This window comes from Serratia sp. 4542, from assembly GCF_016805595.1.
Classification (GTDB): Bacteria; Pseudomonadota; Gammaproteobacteria; order Enterobacterales; family Enterobacteriaceae; genus Serratia; species Serratia nevei.
This window is the reverse complement of record NZ_RXKV01000013.1, coordinates 230,888-253,100: the sequence shown is the minus strand read 5'-3', so window position 1 is coordinate 253,100 and position 22,213 is coordinate 230,888. Positions and strand designations below refer to the sequence as shown.

Here is a 22,213-nt window from a genome sequence, read left to right as displayed (position 1 = left end):
TTACTCACCTTTACTCTTTGCGTCTTTGTTCGCCGGCGACAGGAAACCTTCCAGCACGATCATCGCCGCGCCCACGCAGATGAAGCTGTCCGCCAGATTGAAGGTCGGGTAGTGCCAGTCACCGACGTAGAAGTCGATGAAATCGACCACGAAACCGTGCCACAGGCGATCGAACAGATTGCCCAACGCCCCGCCGATAATAAAGGCGTAGGCGATGTTGTTCAGCTTCTGCTGCGCGGTGCTGCGGTACATCATCACCAGCAGCACCGCAACGATGGCGATGGCGATGCCGGCGAAGAACCAGCGCTGCCAGCCGCCATGGTCGGCCAGGAAGCTGAACGCAGCGCCGTAGTTGCGCGCGTAAAACAGGTTGAACGACGGGATCAACGGCTGGGACTGGCCCAGCGTAAAGTTAGCGAGGATCCACTGCTTGCTGCCAAAATCCAGCGCCAGCACCGCCACCACAACCCACAGCCAACGCAGGCCGGTCGAACAAATTGATTTACTCATCAGGCGCGAGTTCTCAGGCAAAGTTACGCTTCTCGCCGTCACCGGCGACGTTGCTCACACAGCGGCCGCAGATGTCTGCGTGTTCCGCCACCAGGCCGATATCGGTGGTGTAATGCCAGCAGCGCGGGCACTTCTCACCCGGTGCCGTGCTGAAGGCGATCTTCAGCCCTTTCAGCAGCTCGGAAGCCTGCGCGTCGGCCGGCGCATCCGCCAATGGCGCAACGCTTGCCGCAGAGGTCAGCAGCACGAAGCGCAGCTCATCCTGCAGGCTGTTCAGGCGCGCCGCCAGCTCGCTGTCGGCATACAGCGTTACCGCCGCTTCCAGCGAACCGCCGAGGCGTTTGTCGGCACGCGCCTGCTCCAGCACCTTGTTCACTTCGCCGCGCACTTTCAGCAGTTCGGCCCAGAAAGCGTCGTTCATCGGCTCGCCTTCCGCCAGCCCGAACAGGCCGTCGTACCACTCTTCGGTAAACACGTACTGCGCGCGTTTGCCCGGCATGAAGCCCCAGATCTCGTCCGCAGTGAACGACATGATCGGCGCCATCCAGCGCACCAGCGCTTCCACGATGTGATACAGCGCGGTCTGGCAGCTGCGGCGGGCGACACTGTCGCTCTTCGCGGTGTACTGACGATCCTTGATGATATCCAGATAGAAGGAGCCCATCTCGACCGAGCAGAACTGCATCAGACGCTGCACCACTTCGTGGAAATCGTAGTTGGCGTAAGCCTGTTCGATATCCTGCTGCGCCGCCAGCGCACGGCCGACCGCCCAACGATCCAGCACCACCATGTCTTCCGGCGCCACGCAATCGGTGCTCGGCTCGAACCCGTTCAGGTTGGCCAGCAGGAAGCGCGCAGTGTTGCGGATGCGGCGATAAGAATCAGCGGAGCGCTTGAGGATCTCGTCGGAGACCGCGATTTCGCCGGTGTAATCGGTCGATGCCACCCACAGACGCAGAATGTCGCCGCCCAGCTTGTTCATCACGTCCTGCGGGCTGACGGTGTTACCGATCGACTTGGACATCTTGCGGCCCTGGCCGTCGACGGTGAAGCCGTGGGTCAGCACTTCTTTATAAGGCGCCTTGCCTTTCATCGCGGTGGAGATCATCAGCGATGACATGAACCAGCCGCGGTGTTGGTCGGAGCCTTCCAGATACATGTCGGCGCTGTGTCCCTGGAACTCAGGGCGCACGTCGACCACCGAAGCGTGGGTGGAACCGGAGTCGAACCACACGTCCAGCGTATCCGGCACTTTCACGTAGTCGGCAGCTTCCGCGCCGAGGATATCGGCCGCGTCCAGATCCCACCAGGCCTGAATGCCGTCTTGCTCGACGCGCTTGGCCACTTCTTCCATCAGCTCAACGGTGCGCGGGTGCAGCTGCTCGGTTTCTTTGTGCACGAACAGCGACATCGGCACGCCCCAGGTGCGCTGACGCGAGATGCACCAGTCCGGGCGGTTGGCCACCATCATTTCGATACGCGCCTGGCCCCAATCCGGGATCCACTGCACGCCTTTGATCTCTTCCAGCGACTGCTGACGTAGGCCTTTCTGATCCATGCTGACGAACCATTGCGGCGTGGCGCGGAAGATGATCGGCGTCTTGTGGCGCCAGCAGCACGGATAGCTGTGCAGGAACTTCTCGACGTGCAGCAGCGCGCCTTTCTCACGCAGCAGGTCGACGATCAGATCGTTGGCCTTGAAGACGAACTTGCCGTCCAGCAGCGGGTGAGTGCCGGTCAGGTAGCAGCCGTTCGGCCCTACCGGGTTGGCGATCTCCAGACCGTATTTTTGGCTGATGACGAAGTCATCCGGGCCATGACCGCCTGCGGTGTGCACCGCACCGGTACCGGCGTCCAGCGTCACGTGCTCGCCGAGGATCGCCGGCACGTCGAAGTCCATGAACGGGTGATTGAAGCGCAGCAGCTCCAGATCGGCGCCTTTGCAGCTGCCCAGCACCGTCCACTCGGTGATGCCGGCGCGTTTCATCACGCTTTCCACCAGCTCGGCCGCCAGGATCAGGCACTGGCCGTCAACCTGCACCAGCTGATAGGTGAAGTCCGGGTGCAGCGAGATCGCGCGGTTGGCCGGCAGGGTCCACGGGGTGGTGGTCCAGATAACCAGGGAGATAGTCCCGTTGAAGTGGCTCACGCCAAACTTGGCCGCCACGGCAGCCGCGTCGGCCGCATGGAAGGTCACGTCGATCGACGGCGAAGTCTTGTCGTAGTACTCCACTTCCGCTTCCGCCAGCGACGATCCGCAGTCGGTGCACCAGTGAACCGGCTTGGCGCCTTTCAGCAGGTGGCCGTTGCTGATGATCTTGCCCAGCGCGCGGATGATGTTGGCTTCGGTTTTGAAGTCCATGGTCAGGTATGGGCGATCCCAGTCGCCCAGCACGCCCAGGCGGATGAAGTCCTTCTTCTGGCCTTCAACCTGCTCGGCCGCGTACTCGCGGCACTTCTGACGGAATTCGGCCGCCGTCAGCTTCTCGCCCGGTTTGCCGTACAGCTGTTCAACCTTCAGTTCGATAGGCAGGCCGTGGCAGTCCCAACCCGGCACATAAGGCGAGTCGAAGCCGGCCATCCCTTTCGACTTGATGATAATGTCTTTGAGAATCTTGTTAACCGAGTGACCAATGTGAATGCTGCCGTTCGCATACGGAGGGCCGTCATGCAAAATGAAGGTTTTTTTGCCCTTTTTGGCAGTACGAATAATCCCGTACAGATCCTGTTCATACCAACGTTGCAGCATGCCAGGTTCGCGCTTGGCGAGGTCGCCGCGCATCGGGAACCCTGTTTCCGGCAAGTTCAGGGTATTCTTGTAGTCACTCATTAGATTCTCGGTTCCGTTTTCGGCTATAGAGATTAAACCGGTGTCTGTAGCCCGAAGAACTTCCGGGCCGTCACCACATCATTGGCGATTTGCTGCTTCAGGGCATCGAGCGAAGCAAACCGTTGTTCATTGCGCAATTTTGCGCGGAGCACCACCTCAATATGGCGCCCGTAAAGATCCATTGTGACATCCAGCAGATGCACTTCCAGCTGCTGGCGCACGCCGGCGACGGTCGGGCGCGTACCGATATTGGCCACGCCCGGCAGCGGCTGCGGCCCCAGGCCGTACACTTCTACCGCATACACCCCTTTCACCGGCGCCACCAGGCGCTTGAGCGGCAGGTTGGCGGTCGGGAAGCCGATGGTGCGGCCAAGCTCGTCGCCGTGCACCACGCGCCCGGAAATGCTGTACGGGTGGCCCAGCAGTGTCTCCGCCAGCGGCAGATCGTCCTCGCTCAGCGCGGTGCGGATCGCGGTGCTGCTGATGCGCCGCTCGCCTTCGCGGAAGGTCGGGGTGCTGACCACCTCGAAGCCGTACTCTTTTCCGGCCTGCTGCAATAGCGGAAAATCGCCCTGACGCCCGGCGCCAAAGCGAAAATCATCCCCCACCATCAGGAATTTGACGCCCAGTTTTTCCACCAGCAGCTCGGCGACGAACGCCTGCGCGGTGTTGGCGGCAAAACGCGGATCGAACTTGACGCACAGCAGGTAATCGACGCCCGCCTGCGCCAGGTAGTTGGCCTTGTCGCGCAGGCGCGTCAAACGGGCCGGCGCTTTGTCTGCGGCGAACATCTCCAGCGGCTGCGGCTCAAAGATCATGACCATTACCGGCAGCCCGAGGCGTTGCCCTTGTTGCTTCAACTGCTCCAGCAGCGCCTGATGACCGCGGTGTACGCCGTCAAAGTTGCCGATGGTGAGCACGCAACCATGGTGGCGCGCCCGGATATTGTGAATGCCGCGAATTAGCTCCATAGCTGGCTCAAAACAGTGGAAATCGGCGGATTATACCTTGTACAGCCGGTAAGGTTAACCCGCGATTGGTGCCTTTATGTAATAGACATACCATACCGGAGATAATCTGCGCGTGAAACGGCTTCGCCGCAGTTTATCCGGCGCCGCCGGGCCGATTCTCGACCGCGGCCAACGGCTTGCGTCCGCCGCGGCAAAACATTGGCGAATTTTCTCGCGAAACACTGTATTCCCAAGAGCGAAGCTGGTAAAATCCTGCGCCATCACAACGTAGCGAGTGCCGCCTGTACAAACGGCGCTTATTTGCACAAATCCATTGACAAACGAAGGCTAAAAGGGCATATTCCTCGGCCTTTGAATTGTCCTCAATAGAATATATTTGGGAGTTGGACCTTGGCTAATATCAAATCAGCTAAGAAACGCGCCGTACAGTCTGAGAAACGCCGCAAGCATAACGCTAGCCGTCGCTCAATGGTGCGTACCTTCATCAAGAAGGTAGACGCAGCTATCGCAGCTGGCGACAAAGAAGCAGCACAAACTGCATTCCTGGTAATGCAGCCACTGGTGGACCGTCAGGCAGCTAAAGGCCTGATCCACAAAAACAAAGCAGCGCGTCATAAGTCAAACCTGACTGCACGCATCAACGCAATGCAATAAGCATTTCGTTATCTGCTTGATAAAAAAACCGGCTCAGGCCGGTTTTTTTACGCCCTGCGTTCAGTGAACCGCTAGCAGGAAAACAGCGCCGAGAAGTCTTTGTTGCACACGCGCTGCACCGCCGGATGCTGGATCATGCGCTCGGCGAAGATGATGTAATACTCCTCCTGCACGCTGTCGATGCGCCCAATCTCCACCACGTTGTCATCGTTATAGGTATCCTGCGCATACAGCGTCGGCGCCACGAAAATCGCATTGTGATACATGCCGAAGGCCTTCATCAGCGCCGCATCGTCGAACTCGCCCAGGATCTCCACCTGAATGCCCTGCGTATTGAACCAGTTGAGCAGCTTGCGCCCCAGCATCGAGCGGCGGCCGGGGATCAGCAGCTTGCGCTGCTCCAGGCAGGCCGGGAACGGCAGCTCCGGCGCCGGCTGGCGGCAGAAGAAGCTGATGCCGCACTCGCCCAGCTTCAGCGAGAACAGCCCTTCCTGCTGGCTGGAGTCCACCGGGCAATCCGACAGGATCATATCCAGCTTGTGCTGGCTGAGCTGCTCCAACAGCATCTCGTGCGTCGATTCAAAACAGCGCAGGTGGATCTGTTCGTTATCCACCACTACCGCCGTTTCCAACACCTGGCTGACCAGGCGCTTCGACAGCGCGTCCGCCACGCCAACGTCGAACAGCAGGTTCGACTCTTTGCGGTAGTTGACGATATCCAGCATTTCCTGGCTGAGCATAAACATCTTGTCGGCATAGCGGAACACCAGCTGCCCCAGCTCCGAAGGCACCAACCCGCGCCCCTGGCGTTTGAACAGCTTGCCGTCCAACCGCTCTTCCAGCGCTTTGATCTGGCCGGTGATGGTCTGTGGCGTCAAAAACAACGCTTCGGCGGCACCGACCACGGAACCGGCCTTGCAGACCTGCCAGAAATAGTAAAGGTGATTAAAGTTGATATGCGACATCCTCACGAGCGGCTCTCCTTAACAACGTTTCGCAGCGGCAAACGGTGTGCCGTGACGAGCGACAAACTTCCTTTCCCTGCTTCAGACAACGTATAGCCCCATTAGTCCCAACGAAGAACGGCCGAAGCTGCACATATTTTATACCGCGCAGCTCCGACCAGCCATTTTATTGTGTGCCCTTATCGGGCACACGCAGGATTAACGCACCCGCGGCAACGCCAGACGCAGCAACCCATACCCTGCCACCGCCGCCGCAGTGGAGCCCAGCAGGATCCCCAGGCGGGAATAGGTGCTGAGCGCCGCATCCGCATCGCCGAACGCCAGCGAGGCGATGAAAATCGACATGGTGAAACCAATACCACACAGCACCGAAACGGCAAACACCTGTTTGAAACCGATCCCCTCAGGCAAGCGGGCGATGCCCATTTTCACCGCCAGCAGGCTGAAGAGGAAAATCCCCAGCGGCTTACCGATAAACAGCCCGGCCGCAATCCCTACCGGCAACAACGACGTCAACCCTTCCAGCGATACGCCCTGCAAAGAGACCCCGGCGTTGGCGAAAGCGAACAGCGGCAGGATCATAAATGCGACCCAAGGGTGCAGCTCATGTTCCAGCGTCTCCGACGGCGACGGCCCCTTCTTGACGTTCAGCGGGATCATAAAGCCGACGATCACCCCGGCCAGCGTCGCGTGTACCCCGGACTTGAGGATCGCGACCCACAACACCAGGCCGACCATCATATACAGCGAGGTTTTACCCACGCCGCGCCAGTTCATCACCGCCAGCAGCACCGTCGCCGCCGCCGCCACGCCCAGCGCCACCATCGACACTTCGTGGGTGTAGAACAGCGCGATGATGATAATCACGCCCAGGTCATCGATGATCGCCAACGCCAGCAGGAACACTTTCAGGCTGGTCGGCACGCGGTTACCCAGCAGCGCCATTACGCCCAGCGCGAAGGCGATATCGGTCGCAGCCGGGATCGCCCAGCCCTGGCGGGTGACTTCATCCGCGCCGTTGAACAGCAGGTAAATCAGCGCCGGCGCCAGCATGCCGCCCAGCGCAGCGATCGCCGGAAACACCGCCTTGTCGCGCCCGGACAGCGAGCCCTGCATCAGCTCGCGCTTAACCTCGAGCCCCACCACCAGGAAGAAGATGGCCATCAGGCCGTCGTTGATCCACAGCAGCAGCGGCTTGGCGATCTCCAGCGAAGCAATTTTTACCATCACCGGCAGGTTGAGGAATGCCTGATAGATCCCCTGCGCCGGGGTGTTGGCCATGATCAGGGCGACGATCGCCGCCGCGATCAGAATGATGCCACCCGCGGCTTCCTGACGTAAAAATTGACGAATGATGTTGGTCACAATACGTCTCTCCAAATCTGTGCAGGGCGTAGCGCCCTGCGAACCACAGTCAAGAAGTGAGTATAGAGGGCGTTTTAGTTCGAAAAAATAAGTTTATAAATGCTAAATAACTCGATAAAACCGATCAAAAGCACGAATAAGTCACATTATTTATAGGGGATTATGGGTGCAACATGCAAATAAAAACCCCGGGACAGACGCCCGGGGTTCTAATATAACCCAGCAGAAACAGCAGGTTAACGAGTCAGGTCGTCAAAGAACTTTTTCACCCCGTCGAAGAAGCTCTTCGAACGCGGGCTGTTCTTGTCACCGGACGGGCCGCCCAGGCTCTCTTCCAGCTCGCGCAGCAATTGCTTCTGCTTGTCGTTCAGATTGACCGGGGTTTCCACCACTACGCGGCACAGCAGGTCGCCCTGGCTGCCACCACGCACCGATTTCACGCCCTTGCCGCGCATGCGGAACAGTTTGCCGGTTTGGGTCTCCGAAGGCACCTTCAGTTTCACCCGGCCGTCCAGCGTCGGCACTTCAATCTCGCCGCCCAGCGCCGCCATGGCGAAGTTGATCGGCACTTCACAGTACAGGTTGTTGCCTTCGCGCTCGAAGATCGGGTGCGCCTTCACCTGCACCTGAACGTACAGATCGCCCGCCGGTGCGCCGTGCTCGCCGGCTTCGCCTTCACCCGCCAGGCGGATGCGGTCACCGGTATCGACGCCGGCCGGAATTTTCACCGACAGCGTTTTGGATTTTTCTACCCGGCCGTGGCCGTGGCACTTGTTGCACGGATCTTTGATGATCTGACCGCGGCCATGGCAGTGCGGACACGCCTGCTGCACGGTGAAGAAGCCCTGACGCATCTGCACCTGGCCCTGGCCGTGACAGGTTGGGCAGGTTACCGGCGAGCTGCCCGGCTTGGCGCCGCTGCCGTGGCAGACGTCGCACTCTTCCAGCGTCGGGATGCGGATCTCTTTGGTGACGCCACGTACCGCTTCCTCGAGGGTCAGCTCCATGTTATAGCGCAGATCGGAACCGCGGCTGGCGCGCTGACGGCGGCCTCCGCCGAAGATGTCGCCAAACACGTCGCCAAAGATATCGCTGAAGTCGGCACCGCCGCCAAAGCCGCCGCCGCCCATGCCGCCCTGTTCAAAGGCCGCGTGCCCGTACTGATCGTAGGCCGCGCGTTTCTGGTCGTCGGTCAGGACTTCGTAAGCTTCTTTAACTTCTTTAAACTTGGTTTCGGCGTCTTGTTCCTGGTTGCGGTCAGGATGGTATTTCATCGCCAGGCGTTTGTACGCCTTTTTGATCTCACGTTCATCCGCCGTCTTGCTGACGCCGAGAATCTCGTAATAGTCTTTCTTCGCCATTCTTTCGCTTACCCTTAACATGCGTGCACGGGCGCAGAGTTGCCTCGACGCCCGTGCTGGTTTCCGGGAGCGGCATCTCGGCCGCCCCGTGCCCGCTTAAGGGCGATTATTTTTTGTCTTTAACTTCTTCGAACTCAGCGTCAACCACGTCGTCGTCTTTCTGCGCCGCGTTGTCCGCGCCGGCGTCAGCACCCTGCTGAGCCTGCTGCGCCTGGGCCATTTCCAGCAGTTTGCCGGAAACCTGCACCAGAGCCTGAGTCTTCGCTTCGATCTCGGCTTTATCTTCGCCTTTCACCGCCGCTTCCAGATCTTTCAGCGCCGCTTCGATCGCCGTTTTGTCTTCCGCCGGCAGTTTGTCGCCCGCTTCTTCCAGCTGCTTGCGAGTGCCGTGGATCAGGTGATCCGCCTGGTTACGCGTCTGTACCAGCTCTTCGAACTTGCGGTCGGCTTCAGCGTTCAGCTCGGCGTCGCGCACCATTTTCTGGATTTCGTCTTCGTTCAGGCCAGAAGATGCCTTGATGGTGATCTTCTGCTCACGACCGGTGTTCTTGTCTTTGGCAGACACGTGCAGGATGCCGTCGGCATCGATATCGAAGGTCACTTCGATCTGCGCCATGCCGCGCGGTGCCGCCTGAATGCCGTCCAGGTTGAACTGGCCCAGAGATTTGTTATCGCTGGCGCGCTTACGCTCACCCTGCAGCACGTGGATGGTTACCGCAGACTGGTTGTCTTCAGCGGTAGAGAACACCTGGCTGTGCTTGGTCGGGATCGTGGTGTTTTTGGTGATCAGCGGCGTCATCACGCTGCCCATGGTTTCGATACCCAGCGACAGCGGGGTCACGTCCAGCAGCAGAACGTCCTTCACATCACCGGCCAACACGCCGCCCTGTACCGCAGCGCCCACGGCAACCGCTTCGTCCGGGTTCACGTCTTTACGCGGCTCTTTGCCGAAGAAGTCTGCGACTTTCTTCTGCACCATTGGCATACGGGTCTGGCCGCCCACCAGGATCACGTCCTGGATGTCGGAAACCGACAGGCCTGCGTCTTTCAGCGCCACTTTCAGCGGCTCGATAGAACGTGCAACCAGATCTTCAACCAGCGACTCGAGTTTGGCGCGAGTCACTTTGATGTTCATGTGTTTTGGACCGGTCGCGTCTGCAGTGATGTACGGCAGGTTAACGTCGGTCTGCTGAGCGGAAGACAGTTCGATCTTCGCTTTCTCAGCGGCTTCTTTCAGACGCTGCATCGCCAGCGGATCGTTGCGCAGATCGATACCCTGATCTTTCTTGAACTCTTCCACCAGGTAGTTGATCAGACGGCTGTCGAAGTCTTCGCCACCCAGGTGGGTGTCACCGTTGGTCGCCAGCACTTCGAAGGTTTTTTCGCCGTCAACGTCGTCGATTTCGATGATGGAGATATCGAAAGTACCGCCGCCCAGGTCATAAACCGCGATGGTGCGGTTGCCGACTTCTTTGTCCAGACCGTAGGCCAGGGCCGCAGCGGTTGGTTCGTTGATGATGCGCTTGACTTCCAGACCCGCGATGCGGCCGGCGTCTTTGGTCGCCTGACGCTGGGCGTCGTTGAAGTAAGCCGGTACGGTGATAACCGCTTCAGTTACCGGTTCGCCCAGGTAATCTTCCGCCGTTTTCTTCATTTTCTTCAGCACTTCCGCAGAGATCTGCGGCGGAGCCATTTTCTGGCCTTTCACTTCCAGCCAAGCGTCGCCGTTGTCGGCTTCGACGATTTTGTACGGCATGATCGCTTTGTCGCGCTGCGCTTCTTCATCCTGGAAGCGGCGACCGATCAGGCGCTTGATGGCGAACAGGGTGTTTTCAGGGTTGGTCACTGCCTGACGCTTAGCCGGCTGGCCAACCAGAGTTTCACCGTCCTGGGTATATGCGATAATAGAAGGAGTGGTGCGGTCGCCCTCGGCGTTTTCCAGCACGCGTGCCTTGGCACCATCCATAATTGCTACGCAAGAGTTGGTAGTACCCAGGTCGATACCAATAATTTTACCCATCTAAACGTCTCCACTAAAAAATTCATAATCAGTCAGGTTGCTAACCTATATGCGGGCGATTTTTTGCTTTTCAACTGCCCGATATCTCAGTGCGACCCGCGGTTAGCAACTGCGGTTGCAAATAAGATGGGGCCATCCAATCCGGCATCAAGGGGCAAGGCGAAAAAAATTTCTTTTTTTTATCGTCATTCAGATCATTGTTTCCGGCTGCGGGGATCATTATGATGCGCGCGCTCTGGTGGAAAACTTCGATTTTTTGGCCATTCAGACCATTTATTATTTTACTTCGCTGTTTCCGTTAATTTTCTGTTATCGCAGAGGACTTATGCACACCAACAAGTTGGCGAATCCCGGCCCTCTCGGCCTGATGGGCTTCGGGATGACCACCGTCTTGCTGAACCTGCACAACGCGGGCTTTTTCCCACTGAACTCCGCCATCATCAGCATGGGGATTTTCTTCGGTGGCCTGGCCCAGATCCTGGCCGGTCTGCTGGAATACAAGAAGGGCAACACCTTCGGCATGACCGCTTTCACCGCCTACGGCAGCTTCTGGCTGAGCCTGGTCGGTCTGCTGCTGCTGCCGCGTCTGGGCCTGGCTGAGGCCACCGAGGCGCACGTGCTGGGCATCTACCTGGCGCTGTGGGGCGTCTTCACCCTGTTCATGTTCTTCGGCACCCTGGCCGCCAACCGCGTGCTGCAGTTCGTGTTCGCCAGCCTCACGCTGCTGTTCGCCCTGCTGGCCGTCGGCAACATCACCGGCAATCACGCGCTGCTGACCTTCGCCGGCTATGAAGGCATCATCTGCGGTGCCAGCGCCATTTACCTGGCGATGGCCGAAGTGCTCAACGAGCAATACGGCCGCACCGTGTTGCCGATTGGCGAACCGGCTCCGGCCCGCGTCGCGGCCTCACCGGTGGCGGCGTAATCGCCCTTCCCTGATGAAAAAGCCCTGCAGTGCAGGGCTTTTTTTTAGCTGTAGGAATCGGCTCGCCGCTCCCCGGCTTCGCTGTTCAGATCGCGATGCAGGTAGAAGCCGAGCAGCAGCCCGATGAGCGACAGCGCCAACACGTAGTAAGCGGGTGCTAACGGGGTCAATTTCATGATCAGCGTCACAAAAATAGGGGTTAAACCGCCAAAAATAGCGTACGAGACATTATATGAGAACGAGATGCCGGTAAACCGCACTTCCGCCGGGAACGCCCGCACCATCACGTACGGCACGGCCCCCACCACGCCTACGCTGAACCCCACCAGCGCATAGCAGGCGAATAGCATTTCCGGGTGCACGCCCACCGTCTGATAGAACAGCCAGCTGCAGCCGGCCAGCAGCACACTGCCGACCACCAGCGTTTTGCTGGCGCCAAAGCGATCGGCCGATAAACCGGCGACGATGCAGCCGGCGATCAGCATGATGGTGGCGATGCTGTTGGCCTGCAGCGTCAAGGCCGGCGCAATGCCGAACTGCTTTTGCAGATAGGTCGGGGTCATCAGGATCACCACCACGATGCCGGCGGAGAGCAGCCAGGTCAGCAGCATCGATACCACCACTTCCCGCTTGTGGTTGAGCACCACCGACTTCAGCGGCAACTCCTCGGCCAACGCTTTACGCGCCTGCATCTCGATGAAGATCGGCGTTTCCTGCAGCCAGCGGCGCAGGTACATCGCCACCAGGCCGAACATGCCGCCCAACAGGAAAGGAATGCGCCAGCCGCCGCCGGCGATGCTCTGCGGGCTGAGCGTAGTGTTGATCACCGTCGCCACCACCGAGCCCAGCAGGATGCCCACCGTCAACCCGGCGGTCAGCGTGCCGCAGGCGAAGCCGATGCGCCGGCGCGGCACGTGTTCGGCAACGAAGACCCAGGCGCCCGGCACCTCACCGCCGATCGCCGCCCCCTGCAGCACGCGCATCAACAGCAGCAGCAGCGGCGCAGCAATGCCGATGCTGGCGTAGGTCGGCAGCAGGCCCATCGCCAGCGTCGGCAACGCCATCAGCAGAATGCTCAGGGTAAACATCTTCTTGCGGCCGACCAGATCGCCGAAGTGCGCCATCACGATGCCGCCCAGCGGGCGGGCCAGATAGCCGGCAGCGAAGATGCCGAAGGTTTGCACCAGGCGTAGCCACTCCGGCATGTCCGCCGGGAAGAACAGATCGCCGACCACGGCGGCGAAGAACACGAAGATGATGAAGTCGTAAAACTCCAGCGCGCCGCCCAACGCGGCCAACGTCAGCGTTTTGTAGTCTTGCCGGTTCAGCCGGCGATTAGTGTCGTGAGGCATAGGGCACCGTCGGTAAAGGCTGTAAAAATAAAAGCCGCAGGCTTTCTGTAAAAGAATCCTTACTATAGCGGCAAATTATTTTCACACCAGACGGGCTGAAGCCGATCTCGCAGAATGCTGAAATTTAGAGGTTTATCTCGCGACGCGCGCTCTTTGGCCGAAATGCTGCTACCACCGCGGCGTGCGTTTCGACGTAAGGCCCGTCGAGCAGCTGAATGCAATAAGGCACGCTGGCGAAGATGCCGTGTACCACCGCATTGCCCTGCTCATCCTTTACCCCTTCCAGCGTTTCCTTGATCGACTTCGGTTGGCCGGGCAGGTTGATGATCAGCGCCTGTTTGCGGATCGCCCCCACCTGGCGAGAAAGAATTGCCGTTGGCACATAGTGTAGGCTGATCTGACGCATTTGCTCGCCGAAGCCGGGCATCACGCGATCGGCGATCGCCAGCGTAGCATCGGGGGTTACGTCGCGGCGCGCCGGCCCGGTGCCGCCGGTGGTCAACACCAAATGGCAGCCCATTTCGTCCACCAATTCGCACAGCGTCTGTTCAATTTGCGTCTGCTCATCGGGGATCAGCCGGGTTTCCAGCTTGAAGGGCGTCGCCAGCGCGCCGCTCAGCCACTCTTCCAGCGCCGGGATGCCTTTATCCTGATAAACACCGCCGGAAGCGCGATCGGAAACGGAAACCAAACCAATACGTAAAATATCCATGCGTAACCTCTACAGCCTGATGGGGTCCGAACGGGTTCGTCTCCCGTTCTGTTGTCATTGCCGAGAGTATAAGGGCTTCCCCCGCCGACGGGAGCGTCGGGCATAAAAAAAGGTGGCCTGAGCCACCTTTTTACTGCGCGATCTGCGGGAATTACAGCAGGTCGGCGATCATTTTTTCCAGTTTGCCCTGGTCTACGGCAAACTTGCGGATACCGTCGGTCAGTTTCTCAACCGCCATCGGATCCTGGTTGTGCTGCCAGTAGAACTCAGGTTCGGTCAGTGCGGCAGGACGCGCCTTCACTTCACCGGTGTAAGACAGTTTGCGCTCCAGCGCGCCTTCGCTCTCCGCCAGCTCTTTCAGCAGCGCAGGGGCGATGGTCAGGCGGTCACAGCCGGCCAGTTCGATGATTTCGCCGACGTTACGGAAGCTGGCGCCCATCACCACGGTGTTGTAACCGTGCTGTTTGTAGTACTGGTAAATTTCGGTCACGGAGATCACGCCCGGATCTTCGTGCGGGGCGAACTCTTTCTTGTCGCCGTTGGCTTTGTACCAGTCGAGGATACGGCCGACGAACGGCGAGATCAGGTAAACGCCGGCTTCGGCACAGGCGCGAGCCTGAGCGAAGGAGAACAGCAGCGTCAGGTTACAGTTGATGCCTTCTTTCTCCAGCTGCTCCGCCGCGCGGATGCCCTGCCAGGTCGAGGCCAGTTTGATCAGGATGCGATCGTTGCTGATGCCGGCTTCGTTGTACAGTTTGATCAGGCGTTTGGCCTTGGCCACGCTGGCGACGGTGTCGTAAGACAGACGCGCATCCACTTCGGTGGAGATGCGGCCCGGAACCAGTTTGAGGATTTCCAGACCGATGTTGACCGCCAGCTTGTCGGCGGCGTCGGCGATCTGCTGCTCGCGATCGCTGCTCTGGCCGCGCGCCCAGGCGATGGCTTCGTCAATCAGTTTGCGGTATTCAGGAATTTGGGCTGCATTGAGGATCAGCGAAGGGTTGGTTGTAGCGTCCTGCGGTTGATACAGCTTCATTGCCGCGATATCACCCGTATCTGCAACCACCGTGGTCAGCTGGCGCAGGGAAGTTAATTTGTCGGTCATGTTGGCATTATCTCATCGTTTGTGCATGAACTTTTGGCATTGTTCAACCATGCCCTACCCTGATAATAACATGCGCCAAGCCCGGTGCAAGGCTGGAAAACCGCGGCGCGCAAGCATCTGTTTTATCCTTGGGCGAGCAACCGTTTACGCCGATATCTTTCGCCATAACCGAGCGGATGGAAAGGCAATAACGTGCTATTGTCCGAATAAATTATGTTAAATTCGAAAAAATTGATGCAATTCGTCCGCTAATCTGCGAAAAATCTTAATCGACTGACGCCGGACCAATTCCAGCTAAGCTCTTGTAAAAAATAGGCCAATGTTTTTCACCTGCGGTGGATGCTGCAAGGTGCGCATTAAATTTCGATAAGAGGAGGGATCCCTTGACGGACCTGATGAACTTTATAAACAATATTTTGTGGGGGTCGGTGCTGATTTATCTGCTGCTCGGCACCGGCATCTACTTCACGTTGCGCACCCGCTTTATCCAGCTCCGCCACTTCAGCCACATGTTCTCGGTGTTGAAAAACAGCAATAAAAGCGACAGCGCCGGCATCTCCTCTTTCCAGGCGCTGTGTACCACGCTGGCGGCGCGCGTCGGCACCGGCAACCTGACCGGCGTCGCCATCGCTCTGACCGCCGGCGGCCCCGGCGCCATCTTCTGGATGTGGGTGGTGGCGTTTATCGGCATGGCCACCTCCTTTGTGGAAAGCTCGCTGGCGCAGCTCTACAAAACCAAAGACGATAGCGGCAACTACCGCGGCGGCCCGGCCTACTACATGGAAAAGGGCCTCGGCATGCGCTGGATGGGCGTGCTGTTCTCCATCTTCCTGATCATCGCGTTCGGCCTGGTATTCAACGCCGTGCAGGCCAACTCCATCGCCCAGGCCTCCGCCGTCGCCTTCCATTTGCAGCCGCTGCACGTCGGCATCGGCCTGGTGGTGTTGAGCGGGGTAGTGATCTTCGGCGGCATTCGCTCCATTGCCAAAGTGGCCGAACTGGTGGTGCCGCTGATGGCGGGCGCCTACCTGCTGTTGGCCCTCTGGGTAATTGGCCATAACATCGAACACATGCCGGCGATCCTGGCGCTGATCTTCAAAAGCGCCTTCGGCCTACAGGAAGCCGCGGCCGGCGCCGTCGGTTACGGCATCTCCCAGGCGATGACCCAAGGCGTGCAGCGCGGCCTGTTCTCCAACGAAGCCGGCATGGGTTCGGCGCCCAATGCGGCAGCGTCCGCCTCGCCTTATCCGCCGCATCCGGCTTCGCAAGGCTACGTGCAAATGCTCGGGGTATTTATCGATACCATCGTCATCTGCAGCGCCACCGCGGCGATCATCCTCTCCTCCGGCATTCTCGATCAGCCGACCGACAGCATCAGCGGCATCGATCTGACCCAGCGCGCGCTGTCGACCGCCGTCGGCAGTTGGGGGGCGCCGTTCGTCGCCATCGCCATCTTCTTCTTCGCCTTTACCTCGATCATCGCCAACTACGCCTATGCCGAGAGCAACCTGGTATTCCTCGAGCACAACCACCCGGGCGGCCTGATCATTTTCCGCTGCGTGGCGTTGGGCATGGTGATGTTCGGCGCGCTGGCGGAGCTGCCGCTGGTGTGGAAAATGGCGGATACCTCCATGGCGCTGATGGCCATCACCAATCTGACGGCCATCCTGCTGCTGTCGCGGGTGGCGCTGAAGCTGGCCGACGACTACCATCGCCAGCGCCGCTTGGGTAAGCTGCCGACCTTCGACGCCAACCGTTATCCGGAGCTGAAGTCGCAGCTGGAGCCGGGCGTGTGGGACGGTCATCAACCACCGCGCTGAGTTTTCCGGGGCGCGTGCGGTGCGCGCCCCTGCCTATTGGACCGATTGCCCCTTTTTCCCGCGCTTTTTGCTACAGTATCCGCACTTGGATAAACAGGATCTGGCCATGCTCGTTATTATTTCCCCTGCAAAAACTCTCGATTACGACAGCCCGCTGGCGACAGAACGTTTCACGCAGCCCGAACTGCTGGACAAGTCTCAGCGGCTTATCAAAATTTGCCGCGAGCTGACGCCGGCGCAAATCGCCAGCCTGATGAGCATCAGCGACAAGCTGGCCGGGCTGAACGCCGCGCGCTTTAGCGAGTGGCAGCCCAAATTTACCCCAGACAATGCCCGTCAGGCGCTGCTGGCGTTCAAGGGCGACGTTTACACCGGCCTGCAGGCGCAGGATTTCAACGAGGCCGATTTCGACTTTGCCCAGCAGCATCTGCGTATGCTGTCCGGCCTGTATGGCGTGCTGCGCCCGCTCGATCTGATGATGCCGTACCGGCTGGAGATGGGCATCAAGCTGGAAAACCCGAAAGGCAAAGATCTGTACAGCTTCTGGGGCGATCAAATCACCCAGAAACTCAATGAAGCGCTGGAGCAGCAGGGCGACGACGTGGTGGTCAACCTGGCTTCCGACGAGTATTTCAAGGCGGTGAAGCCGGCCAAACTGCACGGCGCGCTGATCAAACCGGTGTTCCTCGACGAGAAGAACGGCAAGTACAAGGTCATCAGCTTCTACGCCAAGAAAGCGCGCGGGTTGATGAGCCGCTTTATCATCAAGAACCGCCTGACGCGCAGCGAGCAGCTGGTGGACTTCAACCTGGAAGGCTACGCCTTCGACGAAGCCGCCTCGCAGGGCAATGAACTGGTGTTCAAACGCCCGGAGCAGGCATAAAAAAAGCCGTCGCAAGACGGCTTTTCGCATTCTAGCCTGGCGAACTTCAGGCCGGCAGCGCCATCAGGAATTTGCGCAGTTCGGCAAAGCCGGCCGGCAGCGTGTGCGACAGCAGCGGCAGATCGGCCCGCAGCGCCAGCGCTTTCGGCAACGGCAGTTCCTGGCCGAGGATCGCTTCTACGCTCTCTTTAAACTTGGCCGGATGCGCCGTGCCGAGGAACAGACCGAACTCCCCTTCCTGCAGCTGATCGCGCAGCGCGCGATAGGCAATGGCCGCGTGCGGTTCTGAGATATAACCCAGCTCGGCCAGTTCACGCATCGTTTCCCTGGTGGTCTCATCGCTGACCGCCGCGTGACCCAGCTCTTTCAGCTGCCAGACCTTACGACGGAACAGCTCTTCCACGCGCGGCCAGTTGTTTGGCTGGCTGACGTCCATGGCGTTGGACAGCGTCGCGACCGTGGCGTGCGGCTGCCACTGGCCGCTGGTCAGGAAGCGCGGCACGGTGTCGTTGGCGTTGGTGGCGGCAATAAAGCGCTTCACCGGCAGGCCCAGCGACTTGGCCAGCAGCCCGGCGGTCAGATCGCCGAAGTTGCCGCTCGGCACCGAAATCACCAGCTGATTGCGCGCTTCCTGCGGCAGCTGCGCCACCGCTTCGAAGTAGTAGCAGATCTGCGCCAGCAAACGGCTGATGTTGATCGAGTTAGCCGAGTTCAGGTGCAGCGCGTCTTTCAATTCTTGATCGTCGAACGCCTGCTTCACCAGCGCCTGGCAAGCATCGAAGTCGCCGTCGATCGCTACGGTGTGAATGTTGCCGCCCAGGGTACAGAACAGTTTCTCCTGCAGCGGACTGATTTTGCCCTGCGGATAGAGGATCACCACCCGGACGTTTTTCAGGCCGTAGAAGGCGTGCGCCACGGCGGCGCCGGTGTCGCCGGAGGTGGCGGTCAAAATGGTCACCGGCTGATCGCCGGCCACTTCCGCCAGCATCTGCGCCATAAAGCGGCCGCCGAAGTCTTTGAACGCCAGCGTCGGGCCGTGGAACAGCTCCAGGCAAGAGACGTCTTCGGTCACTTTCGCCACCGGCGCCGGGAACTCAAAGGCGGCCTGCACGCGTTTCTTCAGCGCCGCTTCCGGTACCTCTTCGCCGATAAAGGCCGACAGAATGCGGCTGCTGCGGGTGACAAAGTCCTGCTCCAGCAGTTGGTCGATCTCGGTCAGTTCGAACTCCGGCAGCTCCAGCGGGAAGAACAGCCCCTGCTGCTTGCCCAGGCCTTGTTTGATCGCCTGCGCGAAGCTGACCTGCTCGTTGTGATCCTTAAGGTTGTACAGTTTCATGCGTTATCCCAGTAGTCGAGCGCCTGCGGTATCCAGACGGCAAATATGAACAAAACCTTCGTCGTTTTGCAGATAGTGTTGTTGCAGCCAGGTGGCCATGCGTTGCGCGGTGGCGCCGTCGTTGCAGACGGCGAACAGCGTCGGGCCGGAGCCGGAGATGCCGCAGGCCAGCGCGCCGATCTCCTGCGCCGCCTTGCGCGCTTCGGCGAAGCCCGGCAGCAGCCGGGTGCGGTACGGTTCGGCGATCACGTCCTGCATCAATTTGGCGGCCAGCTGCGGCTGCCGGGTGTGGCAGGCATGGATAAAGCCGGCCAGATAGCGGCCGTGGCTGATGCAATCCTGACGACGGTATTGTGCGGGTAAAATGGCGCGCGCTTCGGCGGTGGAGACCTTGATGCCCGGATAGGCCATGACCCACAGCCAATCGTCGAAGCACGGCACCTCCTGGCTGATGATGCCTTCTTCTTCCAGCATCAACTGCAGGCCGCCCAAATAGCATGGCGCCACGTTGTCGTAATGCACGCTGCCGGAAATGCGCCCTTCCAACTCGCCCATCAGGCCGAGCAGCGTCATCTTATCCAGCGGGCGATCGCAAAATTCGTTCATCGCCATCAGCCCGGCCACCACCGAACAGGCGCTGGAACCCAGCCCCGAACCGATCGGCATGTTCTTCTCCAACCGCATCGCCACCGGCACTTCGCGGCCGATCTCCTGGCAGAAGCGCTCCCAGCATTGATAAACGATGTTCTCTTTCGGCTCGGCCGGCAGCTTGCTGACGAAGCGCCCGGCATTTTGCAAACTGAACGTCTCGGCGGCTTCGACGCTGACGCAGTCGCCCAGCAGCGTGCCGTCGATCGGCGAAACCGCCGCGCCCAGCACATCGAAACCGACGCTGACGTTACCGATCGAGGCCGGTGCATACACCTTAACCATATTAAACTCCCAACTTCCATGACAGTGTGCGCAGCAGATCGGCGAACACGCCCGCTGCGGTCACATCGTTACCGGCGCCGTAGCCGCGCAGCACCAGCGGCAGCGGCTGATAATAGCGGCTGTAGAAGGCCAGCGCGTTCTCGCCGTTCTTCACTTTATACAACGGATCGTTGCCGTCCACCGCCTCGATGCGCACCTTGCAGCGCCCTTCGTCGATCAGGCCGACATAGCGCAGCACCTTACCTTGCACGGCGGCGTTGGCCACGTTGCGCGCGAACTCTTTATCCAGCTCCGGCAGCCGCGCCAGGAACTGATCCACGTCGCCCGATGCGTCGAAGGACGGCGGCAGCACCGGTTCGACCTCGATATCGCTCAGCTCCAGCTTGTAACCGGCCTCGCGCGCCAGGATCAGCAGCTTGCGCGCCACGTCCATACCGGACAGATCGTCGCGCGGATCCGGCTCGGTGTAGCCTTTGGCCCGGGCCTGCAGGGTCGCCGCCGACAGCGACAGCCCTTCGTCCAGCTTGCCGAAGATAAAGGACAGCGAACCGGACAGGATACCGGAGAAGCGCACCAGCTCATCGCCGGCGTTCAGCAGGTTTTGCAGGTTCTCAATCACCGGTAAACCGGCGCCGACGTTGGTGTCATAGAGGAACTTGCGGTGCGAACCGGCGGCAGCCGCACGCAGTTGCTGATAATAGTTCATCGACGAGGTGTTGGCCTTTTTGTTCGGCGTCACCACGTGGAAACCGTCCGCCAGGAAGTCCACATACTGATCGGCCACCGCCTGGCTGGAGGTACAGTCGACGATCACCGGGTTCAACAGGTGATACTCCTTCACCAGCCGGATCAGGCGGCCGAGATTGAACGGCTCCTGCGCGCCGGCCAGCTCGTCGCGCCAGCTGTCCAGCGCGATGCCGTGCACGTTGGTCAGCATCACGCGCGAGTTGGCGATGCCGCACACCCGCAGGTCGATATGTTTTTGCTTCAGCCACGGCTGCTGGCGGTAGATCTGCTCGATCAGCGCCCCGCCGACGCCGCCGACGCCGATGACGAACACTTCGATCACCTGATCGGTGTTGAACAGCATCTGGTGGCTGACGCGCACGCCGGTGGTGGCGGAATCATTGCTGACCACGACCGAAATTGAACGCTCGGAAGAGCCCTGGGCGATGGCGACGATATTGATGTTGGCGCGCGCCAGCGCGGAGAAGAAGCGCGCGGAGATGCCACGCAGGGTGCGCATGCCGTCGCCGACCACCGAGATGATCGCCAGGCGTTCCATGACGTCCAGCGGATCCAGCACGCCGTCTTTCAACTCCAGATAGAATTCCTCCTCCAGCGCACGGCGGGCGCGCTGCAGTTCGCCCTGCGGCACGCAGAAGCTGATGCTGTATTCGGAAGAGGATTGGGTGATCAGCACCACCGAAATGCCGGCGCGCGACATCACGGCGAACACCCGCGCGGCCATGCCGACCATGCCTTTCATGCCCGGGCCGGAGACGTTGATCATCGCCATGTTGTTCAGGTTGGTGATACCTTTCACCGGCATCGCGTCATCGGTGCTGTCTTTGCCGATCAGCGTGCCGGGGGCCTGCGGGTTGGAGGTGTTTTTAATCAGACAAGGGATTTGGAACTGGGCAATCGGCGTGATGGTGCGAGGGTGCAGCACTTTGGCGCCGAAGTAGGAGAGCTCCATCGCCTCCTGGTACGACATCGATTTCAGCAGCCTGGCGTCCGGCACAGTGCGCGGATCGCAGGTATACACGCCGTCGACGTCGGTCCAGATCTCGCAGCAGTCGGCGCGCAGGCAGGCGGCCAGCACGGCGGCGGAATAGTCGGAGCCGTTACGGCCCAGCACCACCAGCTCGCCCTTGTCGTTACCGGCGGTGAAACCGGCCATCAGCACGATGTGGTCGGCCGGGATCGCCGCCGCGGCGATGCGCAGCGTGGACTCGGCGATGTCCACGGTGGACTCCAGGTAGTGGCCCTGCGCCAGCAGTTTCTCCACCGGGTTGATCACCGTGACCGGGTAGCCCTTGGCGCGGAATACCCCTTCCATGATGGCGATGGAGAGCTTTTCACCGCGGCAGATAATAGCCGCGTTCACGCTGTCCGGGCACTGCCCCAGCAGCGAAACGCCGTGCAGCACCTGCTTGAGCTGCGCGAACTCCTGATCGACCACGCCCTTCAGCCTGTCGTATTCAAAGCCCGGCAGCGCCTGCGCCAGGCCGCTCAGCAGATCGGCAAAGATCCGCTCGGCGTCGCTGATATTCGGCAGAATGTCCTGGCCTGCCACCGTTTTGTCGATCATCGCCACCAGATGGTTGGTGATCTTTGCGGGGGCGGACAAGACCGTGGCTACCTGTCCCTGACGCGCGTTACTCTCCATGATGTCGGCGACGCGCAGAAAACGTTCTGCATTCGCCACCGAGGTTCCGCCAAATTTCAGCACTCGCATGTGTGATCTC

At 59.9% G+C, this 22,213-nt stretch carries 17 protein-coding genes; 4 read left to right on the top strand and 13 right to left on the bottom strand.

The genetic code is table 11. The features are described from left to right. From lspA to ribF, 3 genes are read right to left on the bottom strand one after another with little or no spacing between them, the layout of a single operon-like run. Positions 1-510, bottom strand: a complete 510-nt coding sequence (lspA, locus tag EKL15_RS20525) for a signal peptidase II (protein WP_038873364.1) — start codon at positions 508-510, stop codon at positions 1-3. Positions 511-523: 13 nt separating this feature from the next. Next, complete coding sequence (gene ileS / locus EKL15_RS20520) at positions 524-3,340, bottom strand: isoleucine--tRNA ligase (RefSeq protein WP_060440793.1); 2,817 nt, start codon at positions 3,338-3,340, stop codon at positions 524-526. 32 nt (positions 3,341-3,372) lie between these two features. Then, on the bottom strand, positions 3,373-4,311 hold the full coding sequence (gene ribF / locus EKL15_RS20515) for a bifunctional riboflavin kinase/FAD synthetase (protein WP_033637054.1): 939 nt from the start codon (positions 4,309-4,311) through the stop codon (positions 3,373-3,375). A gap of 390 nt (positions 4,312-4,701) precedes the next feature. Here ribF and rpsT point away from each other — a divergent pair, with 390 nt between their 5' ends. Then, positions 4,702-4,965 (top strand): 30S ribosomal protein S20, encoded by a 264-nt coding sequence (gene rpsT, locus EKL15_RS20510; protein ID WP_033637053.1) that lies wholly within the window; start codon positions 4,702-4,704, stop codon positions 4,963-4,965. Between the two features lie 71 nt (positions 4,966-5,036). Here rpsT and nhaR read toward each other — a convergent pair whose 3' ends face one another. From nhaR to dnaK, 4 genes are all read right to left on the bottom strand, one after another. After that, positions 5,037-5,936 (bottom strand): transcriptional activator NhaR, encoded by a 900-nt coding sequence (gene nhaR / locus EKL15_RS20505; RefSeq protein WP_004932962.1) that lies wholly within the window; start codon positions 5,934-5,936, stop codon positions 5,037-5,039. A 192-nt stretch (positions 5,937-6,128) separates the two neighbouring features. After that, complete coding sequence (gene nhaA / locus EKL15_RS20500; protein WP_038873350.1) at positions 6,129-7,295, bottom strand: Na+/H+ antiporter NhaA; 1,167 nt, start codon at positions 7,293-7,295, stop codon at positions 6,129-6,131. Positions 7,296-7,531: 236 nt separating this feature from the next. Further along, entirely contained in the window at positions 7,532-8,656 is a 1,125-nt protein-coding gene (dnaJ, locus tag EKL15_RS20495; RefSeq protein WP_004932969.1) for a molecular chaperone DnaJ, read from the bottom strand. A gap of 106 nt (positions 8,657-8,762) precedes the next feature. Then, complete coding sequence (dnaK, locus tag EKL15_RS20490; protein WP_004932972.1) at positions 8,763-10,676, bottom strand: molecular chaperone DnaK; 1,914 nt, start codon at positions 10,674-10,676, stop codon at positions 8,763-8,765. Between the two features lie 325 nt (positions 10,677-11,001). Here dnaK and satP point away from each other — a divergent pair, with 325 nt between their 5' ends. Continuing rightward, positions 11,002-11,601 (top strand): acetate uptake transporter, encoded by a 600-nt coding sequence (gene satP / locus EKL15_RS20485; protein ID WP_070915133.1) that lies wholly within the window; start codon positions 11,002-11,004, stop codon positions 11,599-11,601. A 44-nt stretch (positions 11,602-11,645) separates the two neighbouring features. On the opposite strand, the gene EKL15_RS20480 is transcribed toward satP, so the two are convergent. From EKL15_RS20480 to tal, 3 genes are all read right to left on the bottom strand, one after another. Then, complete coding sequence (locus tag EKL15_RS20480) at positions 11,646-12,953, bottom strand: MFS transporter (RefSeq protein WP_060422391.1); 1,308 nt, start codon at positions 12,951-12,953, stop codon at positions 11,646-11,648. A 124-nt stretch (positions 12,954-13,077) separates the two neighbouring features. Continuing rightward, a complete protein-coding gene (gene mog, locus EKL15_RS20475; RefSeq protein ID WP_004932980.1) occupies positions 13,078-13,665 on the bottom strand; it encodes a molybdopterin adenylyltransferase in 588 nt (195 codons plus the stop codon). 151 nt (positions 13,666-13,816) lie between these two features. Next, complete coding sequence (gene tal / locus EKL15_RS20470; RefSeq protein WP_004932982.1) at positions 13,817-14,770, bottom strand: transaldolase; 954 nt, start codon at positions 14,768-14,770, stop codon at positions 13,817-13,819. 383 nt (positions 14,771-15,153) lie between these two features. Here tal and EKL15_RS20465 point away from each other — a divergent pair, with 383 nt between their 5' ends. Continuing rightward, the gene (locus tag EKL15_RS20465) at positions 15,154-16,590 is read left to right on the top strand and encodes a sodium:alanine symporter family protein (RefSeq protein ID WP_203090301.1); all 1,437 of its coding nucleotides are present in this window, start codon (positions 15,154-15,156) and stop codon (positions 16,588-16,590) included. 106 nt (positions 16,591-16,696) lie between these two features. After that, on the top strand, positions 16,697-17,473 hold the full coding sequence (yaaA, locus tag EKL15_RS20460) for a peroxide stress protein YaaA (RefSeq protein ID WP_060440926.1): 777 nt from the start codon (positions 16,697-16,699) through the stop codon (positions 17,471-17,473). Positions 17,474-17,519: 46 nt separating this feature from the next. Here yaaA and thrC read toward each other — a convergent pair whose 3' ends face one another. Genes thrC through thrA form a run of 3 tightly spaced genes read right to left on the bottom strand, consistent with a single transcriptional unit; the run spans position 17,520 to position 22,203 of the window. Next, positions 17,520-18,809: a threonine synthase gene (thrC, locus tag EKL15_RS20455; protein ID WP_100396039.1), complete on the bottom strand. Its 1,290-nt coding sequence runs from the start codon at positions 18,807-18,809 to the stop codon at positions 17,520-17,522. A gap of 3 nt (positions 18,810-18,812) precedes the next feature. Beyond that, positions 18,813-19,742, bottom strand: coding sequence for a homoserine kinase (thrB, locus tag EKL15_RS20450; RefSeq protein ID WP_100396038.1), 930 nt, complete (start codon positions 19,740-19,742; stop codon positions 18,813-18,815). A gap of 1 nt (position 19,743) precedes the next feature. Then, positions 19,744-22,203 carry a bifunctional aspartate kinase/homoserine dehydrogenase I gene (thrA, locus tag EKL15_RS20445; RefSeq protein ID WP_100396037.1) on the bottom strand — a complete coding sequence of 820 codons (2,460 nt, stop codon included), beginning with the start codon at positions 22,201-22,203 and terminating at the stop codon, positions 19,744-19,746. Positions 22,204-22,213: the final 10 nt, after the last annotated feature.